Genomic DNA, 17,145 nt, shown 5'->3' on the forward strand with positions numbered 1-17,145 from the left:
CCTTGTGTTGCCAGCACTTTACGCAAGTTTTATGCTGCGGCGATGAAACTGCAGCAGATTGACGATCCGATGAAAACCTGGCACACGAACTCGGGACAGAACGACACACCTGAACTGTCTGGCATTCCTGTTGCAAAACGTGCCGAAGTCGAATTTTAGATAACCCCAGCCAAAACTGACAATGAACGAAATCACATCTTCCGGGCCGAACACGGATGCCAGCGCGGACTTCGCGGGCAAAGTTCAGCTTGATTCTTTTTCCTACGACGACCACATCGTTCGCCTGTTCGCGCTGGCGACGCTGGTTTGGGGTTTGGTCGCCACGATCGCCGGCTTGATTGTTGCCGTGTTGTTGGTGGCGCCGCAGTTGTCGTTTAGCGAATATATTTCTTTTGGCCGCCTGCGACCGGTTCATACCAACGCAGCCATTTTCGCGTTCGCGGGCAACGCCATTTTCGCAGCGGTCTATTACTCGACCCAGCGACTTTGCAAAGCCCGCATGTGGAGCGACATGCTCAGCAAGCTCCATTTCTGGGGTTGGCAGTTGATCATTGTCGCCGCTGCGATCACGTTGCCGCTGGGCATTACGCAAAGTAAAGAATATGCGGAACTTGAGTGGCCGATCGACATCGCGATCGCCATCGTCTGGCTGGGCTTTTTTGGCGTCAACTTCTTGATGACGCTGATCAATCGACGTGAGCGGCACATGTATGTCGCGTTGTGGTTCTATATCGCCACGATCGTGACGGTCGCCATTCTGCACGTCTTCAACAATCTTGTCGTGCCATCGAGCATGATCAAGAGCGTGCCGATCTACGCCGGTGTCCAGGACGCGATGATGCAGTGGTGGTACGGCCACAACGCGGTGGCGTTCTTTCTGACGACGCCTTTTCTTGGGTTGATGTATTACTTCCTGCCCAAGGCTGCCGAACGTCCGGTATTTTCATACAAGCTTTCGATCATTCACTTCTGGTCGCTGGTGTTTATCTACATCTGGGCCGGACCTCACCACTTGCACTACACGTCCATCGCGGCGTGGGCATCATCGCTGGGAATGGTGTTCTCGCTGATGCTGTGGATGCCAAGTTGGGGTGGCATGATCAACGGGTTGCTGACGCTGCGAGGTGCGTGGCATAAAGTCGCTGCCGATCCTGTTCTTAAATTCTTTGTTGTGGGCATCACGTTTTACGGAATGTCGACTTTCGAAGGCCCGATGCTGTCGATCAAAAGCGTCAACGCACTTTCTCACTATACTGACTGGACAATCGCTCACGTTCACGCTGGAGCACTTGGCTGGAACGGATTCATGACGTTCGGCATGCTGTACTGGCTATTGCCAAGAATTTTCCAGACGAAGTTATGGAGTACGAAGCTGGCGTCGTGGCACTTCTGGATCGGCACACTTGGGATCCTGATGTACATCATTCCGATTTACGTCGCCGGTCTCACGCAAGGGCTGATGTGGCGTGCGTTCACTCCAGAAGGCAACCTTGCCTATCCGGACTTCGTGGAAACCGTCAACGCAATCGTGCCCATGTGGTGGACTCGTGTCGGAGGTGGTGCTCTATACATCGCCGGTTTGGCAATGATGGCATTTAACTACTTCATGACCTGGAAGTCACGTCCCGGCGTCTACGACGAGCCCGTCATTCAGGCGGCACCGTTGTCGAAGACTTACAACAACGATCCTGCTGTGCCAAAATCGCGTCTGGAAGGTGCGGCGGTTCTGGACCTGGCTCACAAAGTCGATGTTTGGCAGCAGGCTCGCTGGCATCGTGTTTGGGAACGCCTCCCGGTTCGGTTTACGGTCTTCGTGACAATCGCGGTTGTGGTTGCATCGGCTTTCGAGCTGGTTCCAACGTTCCTGATTCGTTCCAACGTTCCAACGATTGCTTCGGTCAAGCCTTACACTCCGCTGGAGCTCGCAGGTCGAGACATTTACGTTGCAGAAGGCTGTTACAACTGTCACTCGCAGCAGATTCGGCCGCTGTTCGCGGAAACGGAACGCTACGGTGAGTATTCAAAGCCCGGTGAGTCCATTTACGATCGTCCGTTCCAGTGGGGTTCACGCCGCATCGGTCCGGATCTCGCTCGCGAAGGTGGAAAGCAGTCTCACCTGTGGCACTTCGAGCACTTTCGTGAGCCGTCAGCGATGGTCAAAGGCAGTGTTATGCCAGGCTATCCGCACCTGATGACTCGAACGCTGAACTTCAAATCGATTCAGGCTCGTATCAAAGCTGCCAACCTGTTGGGGGCTCCGTACGATCGCGAACTGACCGAAGCGGCTGAAATGGCTCGCGAACAGGCCAAGCAGCTTGTTCAGGAGCTGGTGGAACAAGGTGGTCCAGCGACCGTTCGCGATGCCTACGGCGAAGAGGTCAAGCTCGAGGAGTCGCATGTCATTGCCTTGATTGCCTACATCCAACGGATCGGAACGGACCTTTATGCGACCGCCGATTCTGAGGGTGAAGAAGCCGAAGCCGAAGAGAAGCCACGGCTGACTCCGGAGCAGGAGCAGGCGATTGACAGGCATCGGGCGTTGCTGGGGCCAGACGCGATGGCGGCAGCAGACGCTTCTCGTGGTCGAAAGATCTTCAACGAGAGCTGTGGCAAGTGTCACGAACTCTTCGGAGCCGGTGGTCAAGTTGGGCCAAGCCTGACTGAATCGAAACGCAACAGTCTGGATTTCTTACTGTTGAACTCGGTCGCGCCGAGTCTCGAAGTTCCAGCGGCTTATCGGACAGAAGTCCTGATGACGCTTGATGGTGATTTGTTGACCGGCATCGTGTCGGAAGAAGACGAAGAGCGTCTGGTGTTGAAGACCGCTGACGAACCACGGTTAGAGATACTGATCGAAGACATCGAAGAACGAAGAACTTCGGAGCTTTCGTTAATGCCAACAGGTCAGCTCGATGAGCTTTCACCGAAAGACCTGGCGGATTTGATGAAGTACCTGCAGTCCAGGGAACAGGTGGAACTGCCGAAAGAATAATGGCGATTCAACCCGCAACCGACAGGCTGAACGTACTCAACTCACTCAAACTTTACGACCTGAAATGATCAAGAAACTAACTTCCTTATTGGACTACGGCGTGTTTGCCGAAATTGCCCTGGCGATTTTCGCAGCGGTTTTCATCGCGATCGTGATTCGCACGCTGATGATCAATCGTGAAACCGCAACCTACCAGGCAGGCATTGTTCTCAATGACAAAGAGGAGCCAATCCAATGAGCACGGAAACTGCAATCGAGTCCACCGCAAACCAGAACGAAGCGGCCGAAGATATCCTGACGGATCACAGCTATGACGGGATTCAGGAGTACGACAATCCGCTTCCCGGATGGTGGATGTTCCTGTTTTGGGTTTCGATCTTCTTTTCGCCGGTGTACTACTTTTGGGCGCACTCTGGGGCCGAGGGTCGTTCGATTCATGATCAGTACGACAATCATATGGCTGCCGTTTTCGAGCAGCGATTTGCGAAGATCGGAGAGCTCACCGCTGACAGGGAAACAATCATGTTTTACATGAACGAGGACCCTGAATGGTTGGCTGTTGGCAAAGTCGTCTACCAGGCGAACTGCGTCAGTTGTCACGGAGCGGACGGCGGTGGTGTCGTTGGGCCGAACCTGACGGACGACCATTGGAAGCATGTTCGCAACGTCGAAGACATCGCTCGCGTGATCGAAGACGGTGCCGCAAACGGCGCGATGCCGGCTTGGAAAACGCGTCTGAGCCATCCCAACCAGATTGTCCTGACAGCGGCTTACGTCGCGTCTTTACGAGAAAATCCGGTCGCTGGAAAAGCGGCTGAAGGAAACAAGGTGGAGCCATGGACGAAGTAAGACCCGAAGCGTCTGGAGCGTTTTTGGAACCGGAAGAGCATGTGCTTAGCACGCTCGAGGCCGATGGTTCACGCCGTTGGCTCAAGCCGAAACTCAGCAAGGGCACGCTGCTGGAACGCCGCCGGATTGTGGCTTACGTCCTGATCGCGATCTTCACGATTGTGCCGTTTATCAAAGTTGGCGGCAAGCCATTTGTGTTGCTCGACATCACCGCCAGACGATTCACCATTTTTGGGTTTACGTTTCTACCGACCGATACGATGTTGCTGGCGATTTTCCTGGTCGGAGTTCTGTTAAGCGTCGTTCTGTTCACAGCCCTCTTCGGCCGCGTCTGGTGCGGTTGGGCCTGTCCACAAACGGTGTACATGGAGTTTCTGTTTCGGCCGGTCGAACGTTTCTTTGACGGAACGGTTGGTCGCGGTGGGCACAAGAAAAATATTCCTGCGTGGCGGCAAGCTGCCAAGTACGTCGTGTTTTTTCTGCTCTGCGTTTATCTTGCGAATACCTTTCTGGCGTACTTCATCGGCGTCGATCGATTGAGCCAATGGGTGACCCAGTCGCCCCTGCTGCATCCCGTTCCGTTCGCGGTAATGGCGTTCGTGACCTTCGCGATGATGGTCGATTTTTGTTACTTCCGCGAACAAATGTGCCTGATCGCCTGTCCCTACGGAAGGTTTCAGTCGGTGCTGCTGGATCAGGATTCACTGATCGTCGCCTACGACAAGAATCGCGGCGAGCCTCGTGGCCGAATGAAGAAAGCGAAGAGCGATTCGCTGCCAGTGGTCGGCGATTGCATCGATTGCAAAAAGTGTGTCACCACCTGCCCGACCGGAATCGATATTCGCCAGGGCTTGCAGATGGAGTGTATCAACTGCACGCAATGCATTGACGCCTGCAACGATGTGATGAAGTCGATCGGCAGGAGCCCGGACCTGATCCGATACAGTTCTCAGTCCAGAGACGAGGGGCTGACGACATCGCTGCTGAGGGCTCGTACCCTCATTTATCCAACGCTGTTGTTGGGCATTGCCGCAGCGTTCTTCACCGTGTTCTTCATGTCGAAGACTTTTGACGCGGCGCTGCTTCGTGAGCCCGGCAATCCGCATACCTTGACTGAAGATGGACAGGTTCGAAATATACTCAAACTGAAACTGACCAACCGCACCGACGAACCGATGGACTTTGAGGTACAGGTCGAAAATCCGGCGAACGCGGTCATCGAACTGCAGGAAGCAGATCTGGTGGTCCAACCACGAGAGACTCGAACGTTCCACATCGGGATGATCGCGCCGAAGGATGCCTTTAGTGTCGGTCGAGCTGACTCGCAGATTATTGTTTCGAATCAGAACGATGTTTCGCGGACGCTCAGCCTTAAGTTGATCGGCCCGTATAACTGAATTGGAATCGAACTGAACCAGTCAGCCCAATAGCTCACTGCTCACCACGTTTATAAAATCATGAATGCAACCACCCAAACACATCCGAACGAAAAACTTGCCCAGTATATGTGGACGGCTTTCATTCTGATGTTCTTTGTCCTCCAGGCGATTCTCTGGACATTTGCGATCTCGATGACAGCCGGCGACAAATCGCACACGGTGGTCGCGGGCTATGATGAGCAGGCACTTCAGTGGGATGATGTGCGGAAAACGCAGATCGCGAGCGAACGTTTGGGTTGGAATGCCAAATTCGAGATAGGGGAAACTGCCGACATTCTTGACAACCGGATCGTCACACTTGAACTCACGGACCAGGACGGCCAATCGATCAAAGATCCGATACTGTCGATTCGGGCTTTTCACAACGGCCGAGCCGCTGACGTTCAGCATCTAAAATTTCAGTCGACGGGGCCTGGAACATTCACGTCGGTCATCACCATGGACAAAGCCGGTTACTGGCAGTTTGAGGGCACAGCGAAAGTCGATGACGATACGCTTCTGGTCAAAGACAAACTTTGGCTCAATGAGAGAAATTAAGCATGGGCATCCTGTTAGGAACCGTTTTTGTTGCCAGCTTGCTGGGTTCGTTGCATTGCGTTGGCATGTGCGGGCCGTTCGCGCTGTTGGCGTCGGCGACGGATGAAAAACGCAAGTCCGCTCTACTGCCTTCACTCGCATACAGCGGCGGACGACTGGTGACGTATTCGATTGTCGGGCTGCTGTTTGGCTCGATTGGGCTGGCGCTTAACGTCGGCACTTCGTTCAACCAGTGGCAGCAGTCGGCCACGATTGCGGCTGGAGTTCTGATGATTCTGGTTGGTGTTATCTCGCTCGCGCGATGGATGGGTTGGCGGATCTGGATGCCGCAGGTTTTCAAGCCGGTTCAGAAAAAATTGGGCCGAGCGTTTAACTGGGCCAGGCAATTGCCTCCGCTTTCGAAGGCGTTCACGATTGGAGCCCTGACCAGCCTGATGCCTTGCGGATGGCTGTACACGTTTGCGATCACCGCGGCGGGTACCGGAAGTCCTCTTTGGGGCATGGCGCTGATGATTTCTTTCTGGGCGGGCACCGTTCCGATTATGCTTGCGTTGGTTCTGGGTGTGGATCGAATTGGCGTCGCTGTGCAGCAAAAACTGCCTCCTCTGATGGCTGGTTTGGTGATCGCGATTGGCTTGTTCACAATCTTTTTGCGGGCTCCAGTGGCCATTGCCAACGAAGAAACGGTCACGACCGGGACGGATTCGCTAGTGGACTCTGTGCTCAATATTGATCACGAAGCGTTGCCCTGTTGCCAGGGAAAAGAAACCGAAGTCAGCGACGAAGTTCGATGATCCAGAGAACGAACCATGCAACAAAGGTACAGTGCACGCATTGCAGTTTGCCTGTTCCGGCAGGGCTCGTAAAGGAGGATTGCGAAGAACAATTCTGCTGCGGCGGATGTGAGTCAGCCTGGAATTTGATCCACGGCCATGGTTTGGACGCTTTCTATCGTATGGCATCGCCTGACTCGAGGGCGCTCTCGCTCAAGTCCACCAGTTCGTTGCAACGCCTGTTCAACGGTTTTGACGAAGCCGATTTTCAGGATAAATATGTTGCCGAAATTCAGTCTGACCAGTCAAAGATCGAACTGGCCGTCGAGGGCATGCATTGCGCGGCCTGTATCTGGTTGATCGAAAAATTGCCAACGATCCTGCCGGGCGTTGTTGAGGCGAATGTTCACTGGGGACGGCGAACGGTCAGCGTGATTTGGCATCGCGATAGCGTAGCGTTGTCCCAGATCGCGGTGGCGCTCGACAATCTGGGCTATCGTCCGACGCCCGTTCGGCAAAATTCGACCCGTCAACGATGGCAGCGCGAAAACCGAAAACATCTTACTCGCATCGGCGTCGCCGCGGCCTGTGCGGGAAACAATATGGTGATCTCGGCGGCGCTCTACCTTGGCATGTTTTCGCACATGACAGTCGGGATGAGCCAATTGCTGCGTGTTGCCAGTGGAATCGTTGGCATCGCGGCACTCGCCTGGCCAGGTCGAACGTTCCTCAATAGCGCCCTCGCATCAATCAGAACGCGAACTCCGCACATGGATTTGCCAATCGCGCTCGCGTTGTTGGTTGGTACAACTGCCGGGTTGGTCAACGTCGTCCGCGGAGCTGGCGAAATCTATTTCGATTCACTCGCGGTGTTGATTTTTCTGCTGCTGGTCGGTCGCTGGGTTCAGTTTCGGCAGCAATCGAAAGCCAACGATTCTGTTGATCTGTTGCAGCAATTGACTCCGCAGACGACCCGTCGCCTGATCGATGGCGAACCGGTCGAAGTGCTGGTGGATCTGGTCAAAGTCGACGATCAATTGCAAATAAAATGCGGCGATCTGTTCCCAACTGATGGACGCGTTGTCGATTCGAGCACCGATGTCGATGAGTCTATTTTGACTGGCGAATCCGTTGCGGTTCGCAAGATGGTGGGTGATCCGGTTTTTGCAGGCACGACCAACGTTGGTTCAACCGTCGTTGTCAATGTGGAAAACATTGGGCAGGAAACACGGCTCGGTCAGATCGTGGATCTTGTTGAACAAGCTTCCTCCAATCGCCCGAAAATCGTGCAGTGGGCCAATCAAGTCGGTGGCTACTTTGTGGTCGCGGTTATGTTGCTCGCCGCGTTGACGCTTGTTTGGTGGATCCCGCAGCAACTTGATGTCGCGGTCGATCGAAGCATCGCCCTGTTAATCGTGGCTTGCCCCTGTGCGCTGGCGTTGGCGACTCCGCTGGCGATTGCGGTGGCGCTTGGTCGTGCGGCGAGGCGAAGAATCATGATTAAAAGCGGAGATGTTTTGCAGTCACTACAGCGTCCAGGCATGATCTGGTTGGATAAAACGGGAACCGTCACCGATGGAGCTCTACATGTCGCGCGATGGCACGGCGGTACCGATAGCCTGATGGAGATAGCAGCGATTGAAATGGTTTGCTCTCACCCGGTCGCCAAAGCGATCGCTGACTTCTGCCTCGACGCAAATCCTTATTGCCTGTTCCAAAGCGATTGGCGACACCTGATTCAATCGCTTCGCACGCGTGATATTGTGAATCACCCGGGGTTGGGAGTGTCAGGTAGCGTCGACGATCTGGATGTGGTCATCGGCAGTCGAAAGCTGTTGTCGAGCCTGCTGATTCCATTCAGTGAACCGCAGCGTCGAATCGAATTGAGGATTATTGCCCGCGGTGGTTCTCCATGCTGGGTTGCAATTAATGGAGTCGTGGTGGCGATCGCTGAACTGATGGATCGTGTTCGCCCGGAAGCCACTTCTGCGATTGACGCTTTGAAAAACCGCGGTTGGCAAGTCGGCCTACTTTCCGGTGATCATCAGGATGTTGCCAACCGAGTCGCAGGTCGACTGGGTATTTCGCCTGAGTTCGCGATCGGCGGTGCAACGCCCGAACAGAAGCTCTCGATAGTTGAATCCAGTGACTACGATACCGTTGTTATGGTTGGCGACGGGGTGAACGACAGTGCTGCGCTTGCTGCGGCGACCGTTGGCGTTGCTGTGAAGAATAGTGCCGAAGCCAGTTTAATGGCGGCGCCTGTTTATCTTGCCGATCCCGGACTGAATCCGATTCTTGGTTTGATGTCGCTGAGTGATTCCACGACTGGCACGATGCGGCTGAATCTGGCGGTGAGCGTGACGTACAATGTCGTCTTTGCCAGTCTGGCGTTTCTAGGCTATATCAATCCTTTGGTGGCCGCGATTCTGATGCCCATCAGTTCGATCACCGTTGTTGCTCTTTCGTTGACCGCAGGACGATTCTCACCGATTTCCAAGCCGTTGCAGGACGGTCGATGAGCGTTCTGTATATTGCACTTCCTGTGGCCCTGGTGATCGCATTGATCGCGATCATTACGTTTGTGACGCAAGTCCGCAACGGGCAGTACGATGATCTTGACACGCCACAGTATCGAATGCTCTTTGACGATGAAGCCAAGGACAAGACGAATCAGGCTGAGGAATCAACACGTACCGACCGTTCATCGCAGGCCGAAGATTGACGCCGCCCGATCAATCGAAACAGAACGGGCCGACGGGAGAAAGCTCGCTCGCCAACAGCTTTCGAGCATTCTTCCCGATAGTCGTCTACTTGGCGACCGGATGGTTCTTGCGTGCTTCTCCAAAACCATGATCGGCGAAACCACTGACGACTTTGGCGTGTTGTTGAATCAGCGAAACGACGTCCTCGTTCTCACTCGTTTCGATGACCTTGATTCCTTTTTCAGTGTTCTCTAGCTTCATTTTAATTTCGTCTGCGTGTTCAAAGATTTTCACAAAAAGCTCATCCCATCTCCGCAGCGGACGAATGTCTTTGATCCGATGATGCATCGCAGCAACGTGTTCCTGAATCTTCGCTGCGATCGCCGGATCATCTGATTCGGTCAACGTCTCGACTCCGTTTTCAATGTTGGTAACCGATCGAGTAATCTGGTCGTGATTCTCGAGCAGATAGTGAAACACGTCGCGATCGTTTTGAACCGGTTTGACGCGATCATTTGCGGTTGTTGATTGATCGGCCGTTGAGCTCTTTTCGTTCGCCTCCGGCTTGTTCAAGGCCTCGTCTGCGGTGACGTCTTCGGCATCAGAAACGCATTGGCAGTTGTTCGAGCCACCCTCGGCACAGGCGTTGCAATCGTTGCCACCTGTCTTCGCGGAAGCGTCGGTCTCAGCGGCGCATTTTCCACAACAACCCAAGGTAGTCTGCTCGGCAGGAGCCACGGTGTTCATTTGAGAAAGTTCAGTCGATTCTGTTTGGTTTGGCGTTTCCCCGCAGCCGACAAATGCGAGCGAAATGATTGCCAGTGTCACAATGAGAAATTTCATGTCATATCCTGAAGGCGAAGAGTTGTTAGGTCCTGGAGAGCGATTGGAATGCCGTATTGTTTCAGATCTTTAACAGGAAGGCGTTCGCAGTGTGTGTAAAAAGTAGCTGTGCTCGCCAGGACGCAGTTTCACGCCTGGCGATAGCAGCTACTTCGATTGGTTAAAACGTTAGTCGTCACACGCCAGCCGGTACCTTTGCTTTGATACTTTTCGTGCAGAAATACCAGTCAGTACATTGATAGCCTTCATCCATACGGGCTTTCGCTTCTTTGGCTGTCTTTGGTGGAGGCACGATGACATCGTCTCCCGGATTCCAACCTTCGGGAGTGGCAATTTTGTGTTCGTCCGACGCCTGCATTGCCTTCAACAGTCTCAAAAATTCATCGACCTGTCGCCCGTTGCTCATTGGGTAGTACATCATCGCTCGCAGGATTCCTTTCGGGTCAATGATGAACGTCGTGCGAACCGCAGACGTGTCGCTTGCGCCCGGCATAATCATTCCGTACGCGCTGGCCACATTCATCGACAAGTCTTCGATGACAGGAAACGGGATTTCGACGCCGAAGTTTTCGTCGATGTTTCGAACCCACGCCAGGTGAGAAAACGTACTGTCGATCGACAGCCCCAGCAGATCGCAGTTGAGCTTCTGAAATTCCGGCCAAGCTTTCGCAAAACCAATGAACTCCGTCGTGCAAACGGGCGTGAAGTCAGCCGGGTGCGAAAACAGAATCAGCCATCGTCCCTCGTAATCTTTTAGACTCTTCGGGCCATGAGTTGTCGGTGCGGAAAAATTTGGGGCAGGCTCGTTTAATCGTGGCAACTGAGTCGCGTTTGCAGTTTTGTCGGCTTCAAAGTTCATCTGGTTGGCTCCTGTTAAGTAACCGTAATTGATAGTGACTTGTCTTTATTCCTTGCCGCAGCAGTCGTACGTTATCTCTACTGCCGCGACCTGATAATTAAACACATGTAAGTATCGGAATGTTTCGATGTGTTTGTTGAAAGGGAAAGTTTTTCTCGATTTTGTTGCGAATGCGTTCTGGTGACGGAAAAGTTTTCGTAGGAGGGTGTCCCGCCAGAGACTAAACGAAGTGGCCCAGTTTTGGCTCAAGAGCCTGGCAGGTATCGAACATTTCACGAGCCAGCAACGACATGACGTCGTCCAGAGAGACGATTCCGACAGGATGTCCGTCTCCGTTGACCACTGGCAATCTTTTGACTTCGAAAGTGCGAAACTGTTTCGTGACTTCGGACAGCGTCATCGCCTCGTTGACCACGAACACATCGCGAGTCATCACTTCGGCGAGGAACGAGTTCGCGGCGGCCGCTCCGTAGGCGAGCGCCAACGCGATGTCCCGATCCGTAATTATTCCGCTTATCTTGCCCGATGAATCGACAACGACGACGGATCCGATTCGTCTGTCTCGCATCAAATCCACGGCGTCAATGATCCGGGAATCTTCACCCAGTTTGTAAACGCTTCGATTGTCCCGCAATAGTTCTTTCAGGATCATGATGCAGTTCCTCGATTCTCAGGACATCGCATTATGTCGACTAGTTGTGGTTAATTGCATCAACCATGGATTCAAGCAGTTCGACTTCGACCAGCATTTCCATGCCGCTCCATTTGGCTTTCTGGTGCCGAATGCGAGAGGATTTCTGTCGCCTGTCGAGTTCATGCTTTACGGCGTGTTCCATTTTGCGGATCGCTTGAAGCACGCAGTCATAGGTCGATTCGCCGTGTGAGGATACGTGAATGTGGCCACGCGGGTGAACTTCGACTTCGATCTTGCAGACGCCATCAAAACGGTTTGAGTCTTTTGTCTCGTCTTCAAGGCGAACGGTGACCTTGTCGATTCGGGCGTCAATTCGGTCCAGAGCAAAATGGACTTTTCGTTCGATGAACGGTCGGACCATGTGCTCATTTTTGATGTGCTTTGTTTTGATCTCGATTTTCATTGGCTTGACTCTTCTGAGGTGTCGTGTCGTATGGTGATTCAAAAATCCAGCGTGTTGCTAAAACAGCCTCTCCAGCTGCCAACCTTCTGAACCTGCTTCGATGATGCGTCGCGATCTGACTTGCAGCAGTCACCACGATCGTCACTGCATGGACGTTGCTCGGGCCGGGACAGCTTTTTCCGATCCACGTTTGAGTCGCGGTACACAGGCTTGATTTTGGCAGGTTCAGCAATGGTAAGCATCGTCATGGATTCCTCCTGGTTGGGACGAACAAACCAAAAGCAAGCTGTATGCCAATCGGCCAGAGGCTGGGAAATCACGCATTTTGCCGTGCTATCTGCGGAATTCTGTGCCGCTTCGCACATTGTTGCCGGGCGGTGTTGGCACAATTATGGTCTTCAGGAAGGAGGTCGAACGACTTAGCTGCGATGTCCGGATTTCATTCGGTTGATGTCTCCGACCTGTCCGATAAGCAATAGCGTGTCAGCGGCGCGAATCGTTTCGTGGGGTTTTGGGTTGAAGCGAAAGTCGCCGCTGTCGTCCTTGATTCCAACTACCAGTAAATTGAAATCGCTCTTGATTTTGGAGTCGGCCAACGAGCAACCGACAAGCTGGCTGTGCTCTCCAACGCGAAACTCATCCAATTCCATTTCCAAATGGGAAGCTTCGGCGAAGAGTTCGACAAGGTCAGCGGTTGTTGGCCGCGAGATCATCCGCTCCATTTGTTGAGCTCCAACACGTTGCGGCATCACGATCTTGTCAGCTCCAGCCTGGCGTAGTTTTCGGCAGCTACTTTCCCGTTCCGATTTGGCAATGATCTGCAAGTTTGGGTGTAGGTTCCTGGCCGTGAGGGTGATAAAGACATTTTCAGCATCCGATGGCAGCGCAGTCGCAAGAGCTCTGGCTCTCTCGATATGCACCTCTTGCAGAATGTCTTCAGCAGTCGCGTCACCCTGAATTGCGGTAAACCCCAACTCATTCGCTGCGTCGACTCGCTCTGGCAGAACGTCGATCACGACGAAGGGAAGATTTCGGTGTTTGAGCTGATTGGCGAGGTCGTGCCCCAGTCTTCCGAATCCGCAAACAATGACATGATCTTCAAGTCGGCTCATCTCTTTTGTCATTTTTCTTCTCCCAAGAACGCGATCGACTTCGCCTTCAAGCATCAGTTGAATTAAGCCGCCGCAAGTGTATGCCGCCGCCGAGACTCCAAGAAGGATCACAAGGATCATGGTGACTTGCATCGCTGGCGTAGCGCTGGTCGATTCGCCATAGCCGACCGTGGAGATCGTGATAACGACCATCCAGACAGACTCCAGCCAGTTGTAACCGCCGAAGGTTCGAAACCCAATCACGCTCAGCACAAATACGGTGGCCAAGGCGATGGCTCCGCTTCGAATTCGTGCCAGAGGTGAGTTCATGGTGGTCGGCGCAGGCTGTTGGAGGTGAGGGTGGATTATATTCCGTTTGCAAAGCTCGTGCCGCTACATAGACGGGCATTTTCGCGCATTCATCACGGTCAAAATTGGGCAAAGCGTGCGTAGCCGCACGTGCCGCGCGGTTGCGAGGCTTTGTTTCGGTCATCGAAAAATGGCATTGGAGTTGCACCATGGGTAACGCAACGTCAAATAAAACAATTGAGGATGATTCATTGAGCGAACCAGCCGTACCGATCGTCGTTCCGTGGGATTTTTCGAATCACGCGAAGGCTGCCCTGAGGTACGCACGACAGCAATTTGCAAATCCGGACATTCACGTTCTCTGCGTACTCGAAGCTCCCAATCCATACGAAATCGGATTTCAGTGGGGCGTCGATTCGGAGCAGGAGGCCGCACAAAAATGCGCGGAGGACTTTGCAAAGGAGGCCGGTGTTCAGCATGCCAGCGAGACCGAGTTCGAGTGCAGGTTTGGCGATCCAGCGGATGAGATCGCCAGGTACGCAAAATCCGTTCATGCGGAGTTCATTGTAATGTCGACGCATGGACGGACTGGACTCCAGAAACTGGTGTTGGGTTCGGTCGCTCAAAAAGTAATCACGCGTGCCAGCTGCCCCGTGATTCTTCTTCCGAACCATTGGTACGAATCAAACGACAAACAAATCGAGAAAGCGGACGGCTGAATTTTCGGCTCAGTGCGGAGCCTTGGCACGCTCAATGCAGGAAATTCGAGAAAAGGAGACAACGATGGAAAAAACAGAACTACTAATCCGGTTGCGCGAGCTTCATGAGGAGCTCTCTTCGATCAACCTGGACCAAAAACCTGCCGACGAAGTGGATGAAGCAACCGTTGACGCGTTAGGTCAGTTGGTGACTGATGCCAGCGAGCTTATTGACCGAGTCAAGATTACTGCGAACGGCGATGCTGAAGATCCGATCGATGCCGAGCACGGTGTGCTGGTTGAGCGTATCGTCGAATTCGATCAGAATCACCCTCGCGTCCGCGAGTTCCTGACCCAGATGACGGACTTGCTTGCGATGATGGGAATCTAGTTGCGACTAAAGCACCAGCAGCAGACGGAAGGCGAAACGTCGTGATCTTTCAAGCTGGCTGCGCTCGTTTCAACGGTCGTCGGCTTCCTTCGTCAGGTGCAGATCAAACGCCAGCGGCAAGTGATCCGATGCGACCCGGCCCAATCGTGATCGATCTACTTTTACTTGCGAACAGCGAAGTTGATCCGATACAAACCCGTGGTCGACCCGTGAAATCGGAAACGGACTGAACAGGGTGCGTTGGGTTCTATTGGCATCGAAGGATTCGATGTCTTTCAGGTTTACGCACAGTATTCGGTGAGTCGTCGATGCAACGCGCGCGTTCAAGTCGCCGCACAGAACGACCGGTCCGGCCAACTTCGCGGGCTCAACCCACTCGTCCAGCAATTGCATGGCCTGGATTCTCTGTTCTTTTGGGTAAATGCTCAAATGAGTGTTGATAATTTGCAGGCTCGTGCCACCCGGTAGCTCGACTTCGACCCAAATCGCGCTGCGGCGAGAACGATCTTTTTTGTGATGGTGAAGACTCTGTTTCTGCACGACTCGCATCGGAAGTCGTGTCAGAATCGCATTGCCAAATTGTTCTTCTTCAATGTTCCACGCCGGATGAAAATGGTGTGACATCTCCAGAAGTTCTGCGATCTTGTGGGCCTGATCCTGATTGCCAGAGCGACTACGAAATACGTCCAGTTCCTGCAGACAGATGATGTCGGCTTCGGATTGCTCAATCACACGTGCAATTCTCGACGGCGACAGCAACCCGTCCATTCCGACACAGGCGTGAACATTGTAGGACAGGACACGAATCTCCCGGCCATGGTCTCTCGCTCTTCGGGAAAGCTGATCGCCATGTTCGTCTCTACCGAGAAAGCGAAGTCCGGCCAGTCGCAAGTCATTGGGTCGTAGATAGTCCCGGTTTTGCACCGGAAGCAGTGTGTCGGTCGGCAGCAAGGCAAACGCATGCGTTTCCTCGGAGCCCGGCCCGGCATGAGCGCCGTTTTGCAATACGAAACTTTTGGTCTTTTGTTGGCCATCCCAGCCAATCAACTGGATTTCGCCCGAATCGACGTGCCGCGTCAGCTGAATCAAATCCTCGGCGACATCCACCTCGAATGGATGGTGGTTAAACAAATTGTTCGATTCACTGGCAATATCAAAGCGACCTTTGGCGGAAATCGCAATCGCCCGATCGTCGTCGCTGAGAAAAGTGCACATCGGGACACCATGTTCAGCGACCAGCTTTTCTGCAATCTCACCTCTGTTTCGTTTTGGGGATTCAGACAGCAAATAAACAAACCCGATTGGCCCGGAAGTCACGGTTTGAACGTGCGGCGAACGCGTTTGGATATCGTGGTCCTGTTCGCCGAACAGCATCGATACCAACCAGTTCAACCCAACCCAGTTCGCGCGCGAAGGCAAACGGTCCTTGTGTTTTGAATGCTCTTCTGGGCGTTCGATTGGCGAATCCGGAATTGGCTGGTCGCTAAACATGGACTCGACGGTTTCGGCCACCACCTGTTGAATTCGCTTGCCATGCAACAGTTCATAAGGCTCCGTTTCTTCTTGTCCGTGATCAGAGAAAACCCAAACGTCATACTCTCGACCGGCGCCGAGATGTGCAGTGTTCCAGATCCGTTTGATGGCTCGATCGATGCCCTTCAGTGTCCAGCGGGCAAACGCAGAATGTGGTCCGCGACGATGAGCCTGTTCGTCATACCCCAGCATATTCAGATGGATGACTGGCAATCCTCTCGACGCGTCGTAACAGGTGCCAATTGTGACCAGTTCACGCAATAGTACGACGACGACCACGCGCGCCGGAATCATGATCAGTTCCTGCCAGAACTGTTTGCCTGAAAACAGGCCGGCGACGAAATCGTAGCTGGCAAGAAAAAACTCAACTACCATCAACGCAGCGACGCGCACGAACATCCAAAAGTTCAGCAGCATCACAAGCAAAATCTTGAGCGGATTGACGGTGTTGAGAAACTCATTCCAACCAAAACTGGTTGCGCAAAAGTGAGATTCCTCGGCCCCACCGCTGTAAATATTTGCATAGGAAGCACCGCCGGCGAGCAAGCCAGTGGTTTGCTTTTGCATCGTTTCTTCGATGTCTCTGGCGATATCGTTGGCAAACATTCGCACCAGTTGGCCGTTGCGGTGATCGCGGAAGCCAAAGGCGGGAACGACCGTTTCAATGCCGTAATGCAGTTCGGCCTGGACGGCAGGTGTGCTCGATGGCAAACCGGAATACATCGTATGAGTTACATAGTTTTCCCGGTCCAACAATGATTTGACGAATGGCATCCGGCCGCGCTCGATCGCCTGCTCAAGTTCTGGTTGGGAAAGCCCGTCGATCTGGATCAGTATCAGCCCCGGTTCCGCGGAACCTGCGTCTGTCCGTTGTAAACCAAGTAGCCAGACGACCCACTCGCTCCTCGCAAAAAAACGTCGTACTGACTTAAGGAGTTTCGTCGCGGTGGTGACGCGAATTGGATCTTTCATGATGTGGTCATCAGTTTCAGATTTGGATTCAACATTCCACGCTCCAAATCCGGGACG

General features: G+C 53.4%; 17 protein-coding genes. 10 read left to right on the top strand and 7 right to left on the bottom strand.

The genetic code is table 11. The features are described from left to right. Positions 1–181 precede the first annotated feature (181 nt). The 8 genes from ccoN (at position 182) to ccoS (ending at position 9,315) form a co-directional block, all read left to right on the top strand. The gene (gene ccoN, locus MFFC18_RS01265) at positions 182–2,992 is read left to right on the top strand and encodes a cytochrome-c oxidase, cbb3-type subunit I (RefSeq protein WP_084416825.1); all 2,811 of its coding nucleotides are present in this window, start codon (positions 182–184) and stop codon (positions 2,990–2,992) included. A gap of 64 nt (positions 2,993–3,056) precedes the next feature. Beyond that, positions 3,057–3,230 (top strand): hypothetical protein, encoded by a 174-nt coding sequence (locus MFFC18_RS24720; protein ID WP_157665045.1) that lies wholly within the window; start codon positions 3,057–3,059, stop codon positions 3,228–3,230. Next, positions 3,227–3,841, top strand: coding sequence for a cbb3-type cytochrome c oxidase N-terminal domain-containing protein (locus MFFC18_RS01270; protein WP_084416824.1), 615 nt, complete (start codon positions 3,227–3,229; stop codon positions 3,839–3,841). The genes MFFC18_RS24720 and MFFC18_RS01270 overlap by 4 nt, the downstream gene beginning before the upstream one ends. Further along, a complete protein-coding gene (gene ccoG, locus MFFC18_RS01275; protein ID WP_075082563.1) occupies positions 3,829–5,238 on the top strand; it encodes a cytochrome c oxidase accessory protein CcoG in 1,410 nt (469 codons plus the stop codon). Before MFFC18_RS01270 ends, ccoG begins: the two co-directional genes overlap by 13 nt. A gap of 60 nt (positions 5,239–5,298) precedes the next feature. Further along, complete coding sequence (locus MFFC18_RS01280; protein ID WP_075082562.1) at positions 5,299–5,817, top strand: FixH family protein; 519 nt, start codon at positions 5,299–5,301, stop codon at positions 5,815–5,817. A 2-nt stretch (positions 5,818–5,819) separates the two neighbouring features. Beyond that, positions 5,820–6,611: a sulfite exporter TauE/SafE family protein gene (locus MFFC18_RS01285; protein ID WP_075082561.1), complete on the top strand. Its 792-nt coding sequence runs from the start codon at positions 5,820–5,822 to the stop codon at positions 6,609–6,611. Beyond that, the gene (locus tag MFFC18_RS01290) at positions 6,608–9,112 is read left to right on the top strand and encodes a heavy metal translocating P-type ATPase (RefSeq protein WP_084416823.1); all 2,505 of its coding nucleotides are present in this window, start codon (positions 6,608–6,610) and stop codon (positions 9,110–9,112) included. The genes MFFC18_RS01285 and MFFC18_RS01290 overlap by 4 nt, the downstream gene beginning before the upstream one ends. Further along, positions 9,109–9,315, top strand: a complete 207-nt coding sequence (gene ccoS, locus MFFC18_RS01295; RefSeq protein ID WP_075082559.1) for a cbb3-type cytochrome oxidase assembly protein CcoS — start codon at positions 9,109–9,111, stop codon at positions 9,313–9,315. Before MFFC18_RS01290 ends, ccoS begins: the two co-directional genes overlap by 4 nt. An 85-nt stretch (positions 9,316–9,400) precedes the next feature. Here the strand turns inward: ccoS and MFFC18_RS01300 are convergent, their stop codons facing one another. From MFFC18_RS01300 to MFFC18_RS01325, 6 genes are all read right to left on the bottom strand, one after another. Continuing rightward, complete coding sequence (locus MFFC18_RS01300) at positions 9,401–10,138, bottom strand: hypothetical protein (protein WP_075082558.1); 738 nt, start codon at positions 10,136–10,138, stop codon at positions 9,401–9,403. Positions 10,139–10,313: 175 nt separating this feature from the next. Then, positions 10,314–10,997: a peroxiredoxin gene (locus tag MFFC18_RS01305; protein ID WP_075082557.1), complete on the bottom strand. Its 684-nt coding sequence runs from the start codon at positions 10,995–10,997 to the stop codon at positions 10,314–10,316. A gap of 220 nt (positions 10,998–11,217) precedes the next feature. Continuing rightward, the gene (locus tag MFFC18_RS01310; protein WP_084416822.1) at positions 11,218–11,649 is read right to left on the bottom strand and encodes a CBS domain-containing protein; all 432 of its coding nucleotides are present in this window, start codon (positions 11,647–11,649) and stop codon (positions 11,218–11,220) included. 40 nt (positions 11,650–11,689) lie between these two features. Further along, the gene (locus MFFC18_RS01315; protein WP_075082556.1) at positions 11,690–12,094 is read right to left on the bottom strand and encodes an HPF/RaiA family ribosome-associated protein; all 405 of its coding nucleotides are present in this window, start codon (positions 12,092–12,094) and stop codon (positions 11,690–11,692) included. Positions 12,095–12,132: 38 nt separating this feature from the next. Continuing rightward, positions 12,133–12,342, bottom strand: a complete 210-nt coding sequence (locus MFFC18_RS01320) for a hypothetical protein (RefSeq protein ID WP_148618582.1) — start codon at positions 12,340–12,342, stop codon at positions 12,133–12,135. Between the two features lie 171 nt (positions 12,343–12,513). Beyond that, entirely contained in the window at positions 12,514–13,515 is a 1,002-nt protein-coding gene (locus tag MFFC18_RS01325) for a potassium channel family protein (RefSeq protein WP_075082554.1), read from the bottom strand. 230 nt (positions 13,516–13,745) lie between these two features. Here MFFC18_RS01325 and MFFC18_RS01330 point away from each other — a divergent pair, with 230 nt between their 5' ends. Together MFFC18_RS01330 and MFFC18_RS01335 are read left to right on the top strand one after the other, a co-directional pair. Further along, complete coding sequence (locus MFFC18_RS01330; protein WP_157665044.1) at positions 13,746–14,213, top strand: universal stress protein; 468 nt, start codon at positions 13,746–13,748, stop codon at positions 14,211–14,213. A gap of 64 nt (positions 14,214–14,277) precedes the next feature. After that, positions 14,278–14,583: a DUF4404 family protein gene (locus MFFC18_RS01335; protein WP_157665043.1), complete on the top strand. Its 306-nt coding sequence runs from the start codon at positions 14,278–14,280 to the stop codon at positions 14,581–14,583. Positions 14,584–14,652: 69 nt separating this feature from the next. Here the strand turns inward: MFFC18_RS01335 and MFFC18_RS01340 are convergent, their stop codons facing one another. After that, entirely contained in the window at positions 14,653–17,088 is a 2,436-nt protein-coding gene (locus tag MFFC18_RS01340) for an endonuclease/exonuclease/phosphatase family protein (RefSeq protein WP_075082684.1), read from the bottom strand. Positions 17,089–17,145 lie beyond the last annotated feature (57 nt).

This window comes from Mariniblastus fucicola (assembly GCF_008087665.1).
In the GTDB taxonomy this organism is placed as follows: Bacteria; Planctomycetota; Planctomycetia; order Pirellulales; family Pirellulaceae; genus Mariniblastus; species Mariniblastus fucicola.

Bases quoted from the DNA above. Each gene is read 5' to 3' on its own strand.
- MFFC18_RS01325 (WP_075082554.1), bottom strand. From the start codon at position 13,515: ATGAACTCACCTCTGGCACGAATTCGAAGCGGAGCCATCGCCTTGGCC.
- MFFC18_RS01280 (WP_075082562.1), top strand. From the start codon at position 5,299: ATGAATGCAACCACCCAAACACATCCGAACGAAAAACTTGCCCAGTAT.
- MFFC18_RS01300 (WP_075082558.1), bottom strand. From the start codon at position 10,138: ATGAAATTTCTCATTGTGACACTGGCAATCATTTCGCTCGCATTTGTC.
- MFFC18_RS24720 (WP_157665045.1), top strand. From the start codon at position 3,057: ATGATCAAGAAACTAACTTCCTTATTGGACTACGGCGTGTTTGCCGAA.
- MFFC18_RS01305 (WP_075082557.1), bottom strand. From the start codon at position 10,997: ATGAACTTTGAAGCCGACAAAACTGCAAACGCGACTCAGTTGCCACGA.
- ccoG (WP_075082563.1), top strand. From the start codon at position 3,829: ATGGACGAAGTAAGACCCGAAGCGTCTGGAGCGTTTTTGGAACCGGAA.
- MFFC18_RS01320 (WP_148618582.1), bottom strand. From the start codon at position 12,342: ATGACGATGCTTACCATTGCTGAACCTGCCAAAATCAAGCCTGTGTAC.
- MFFC18_RS01335 (WP_157665043.1), top strand. From the start codon at position 14,278: ATGGAAAAAACAGAACTACTAATCCGGTTGCGCGAGCTTCATGAGGAG.
- MFFC18_RS01340 (WP_075082684.1), bottom strand. From the start codon at position 17,088: ATGAAAGATCCAATTCGCGTCACCACCGCGACGAAACTCCTTAAGTCA.
- MFFC18_RS01285 (WP_075082561.1), top strand. From the start codon at position 5,820: ATGGGCATCCTGTTAGGAACCGTTTTTGTTGCCAGCTTGCTGGGTTCG.
- MFFC18_RS01310 (WP_084416822.1), bottom strand. From the start codon at position 11,649: ATGATCCTGAAAGAACTATTGCGGGACAATCGAAGCGTTTACAAACTG.
- ccoN (WP_084416825.1), top strand. From the start codon at position 182: ATGAACGAAATCACATCTTCCGGGCCGAACACGGATGCCAGCGCGGAC.
- MFFC18_RS01270 (WP_084416824.1), top strand. From the start codon at position 3,227: ATGAGCACGGAAACTGCAATCGAGTCCACCGCAAACCAGAACGAAGCG.
- MFFC18_RS01290 (WP_084416823.1), top strand. From the start codon at position 6,608: ATGATCCAGAGAACGAACCATGCAACAAAGGTACAGTGCACGCATTGC.
- MFFC18_RS01315 (WP_075082556.1), bottom strand. From the start codon at position 12,094: ATGAAAATCGAGATCAAAACAAAGCACATCAAAAATGAGCACATGGTC.
- ccoS (WP_075082559.1), top strand. From the start codon at position 9,109: ATGAGCGTTCTGTATATTGCACTTCCTGTGGCCCTGGTGATCGCATTG.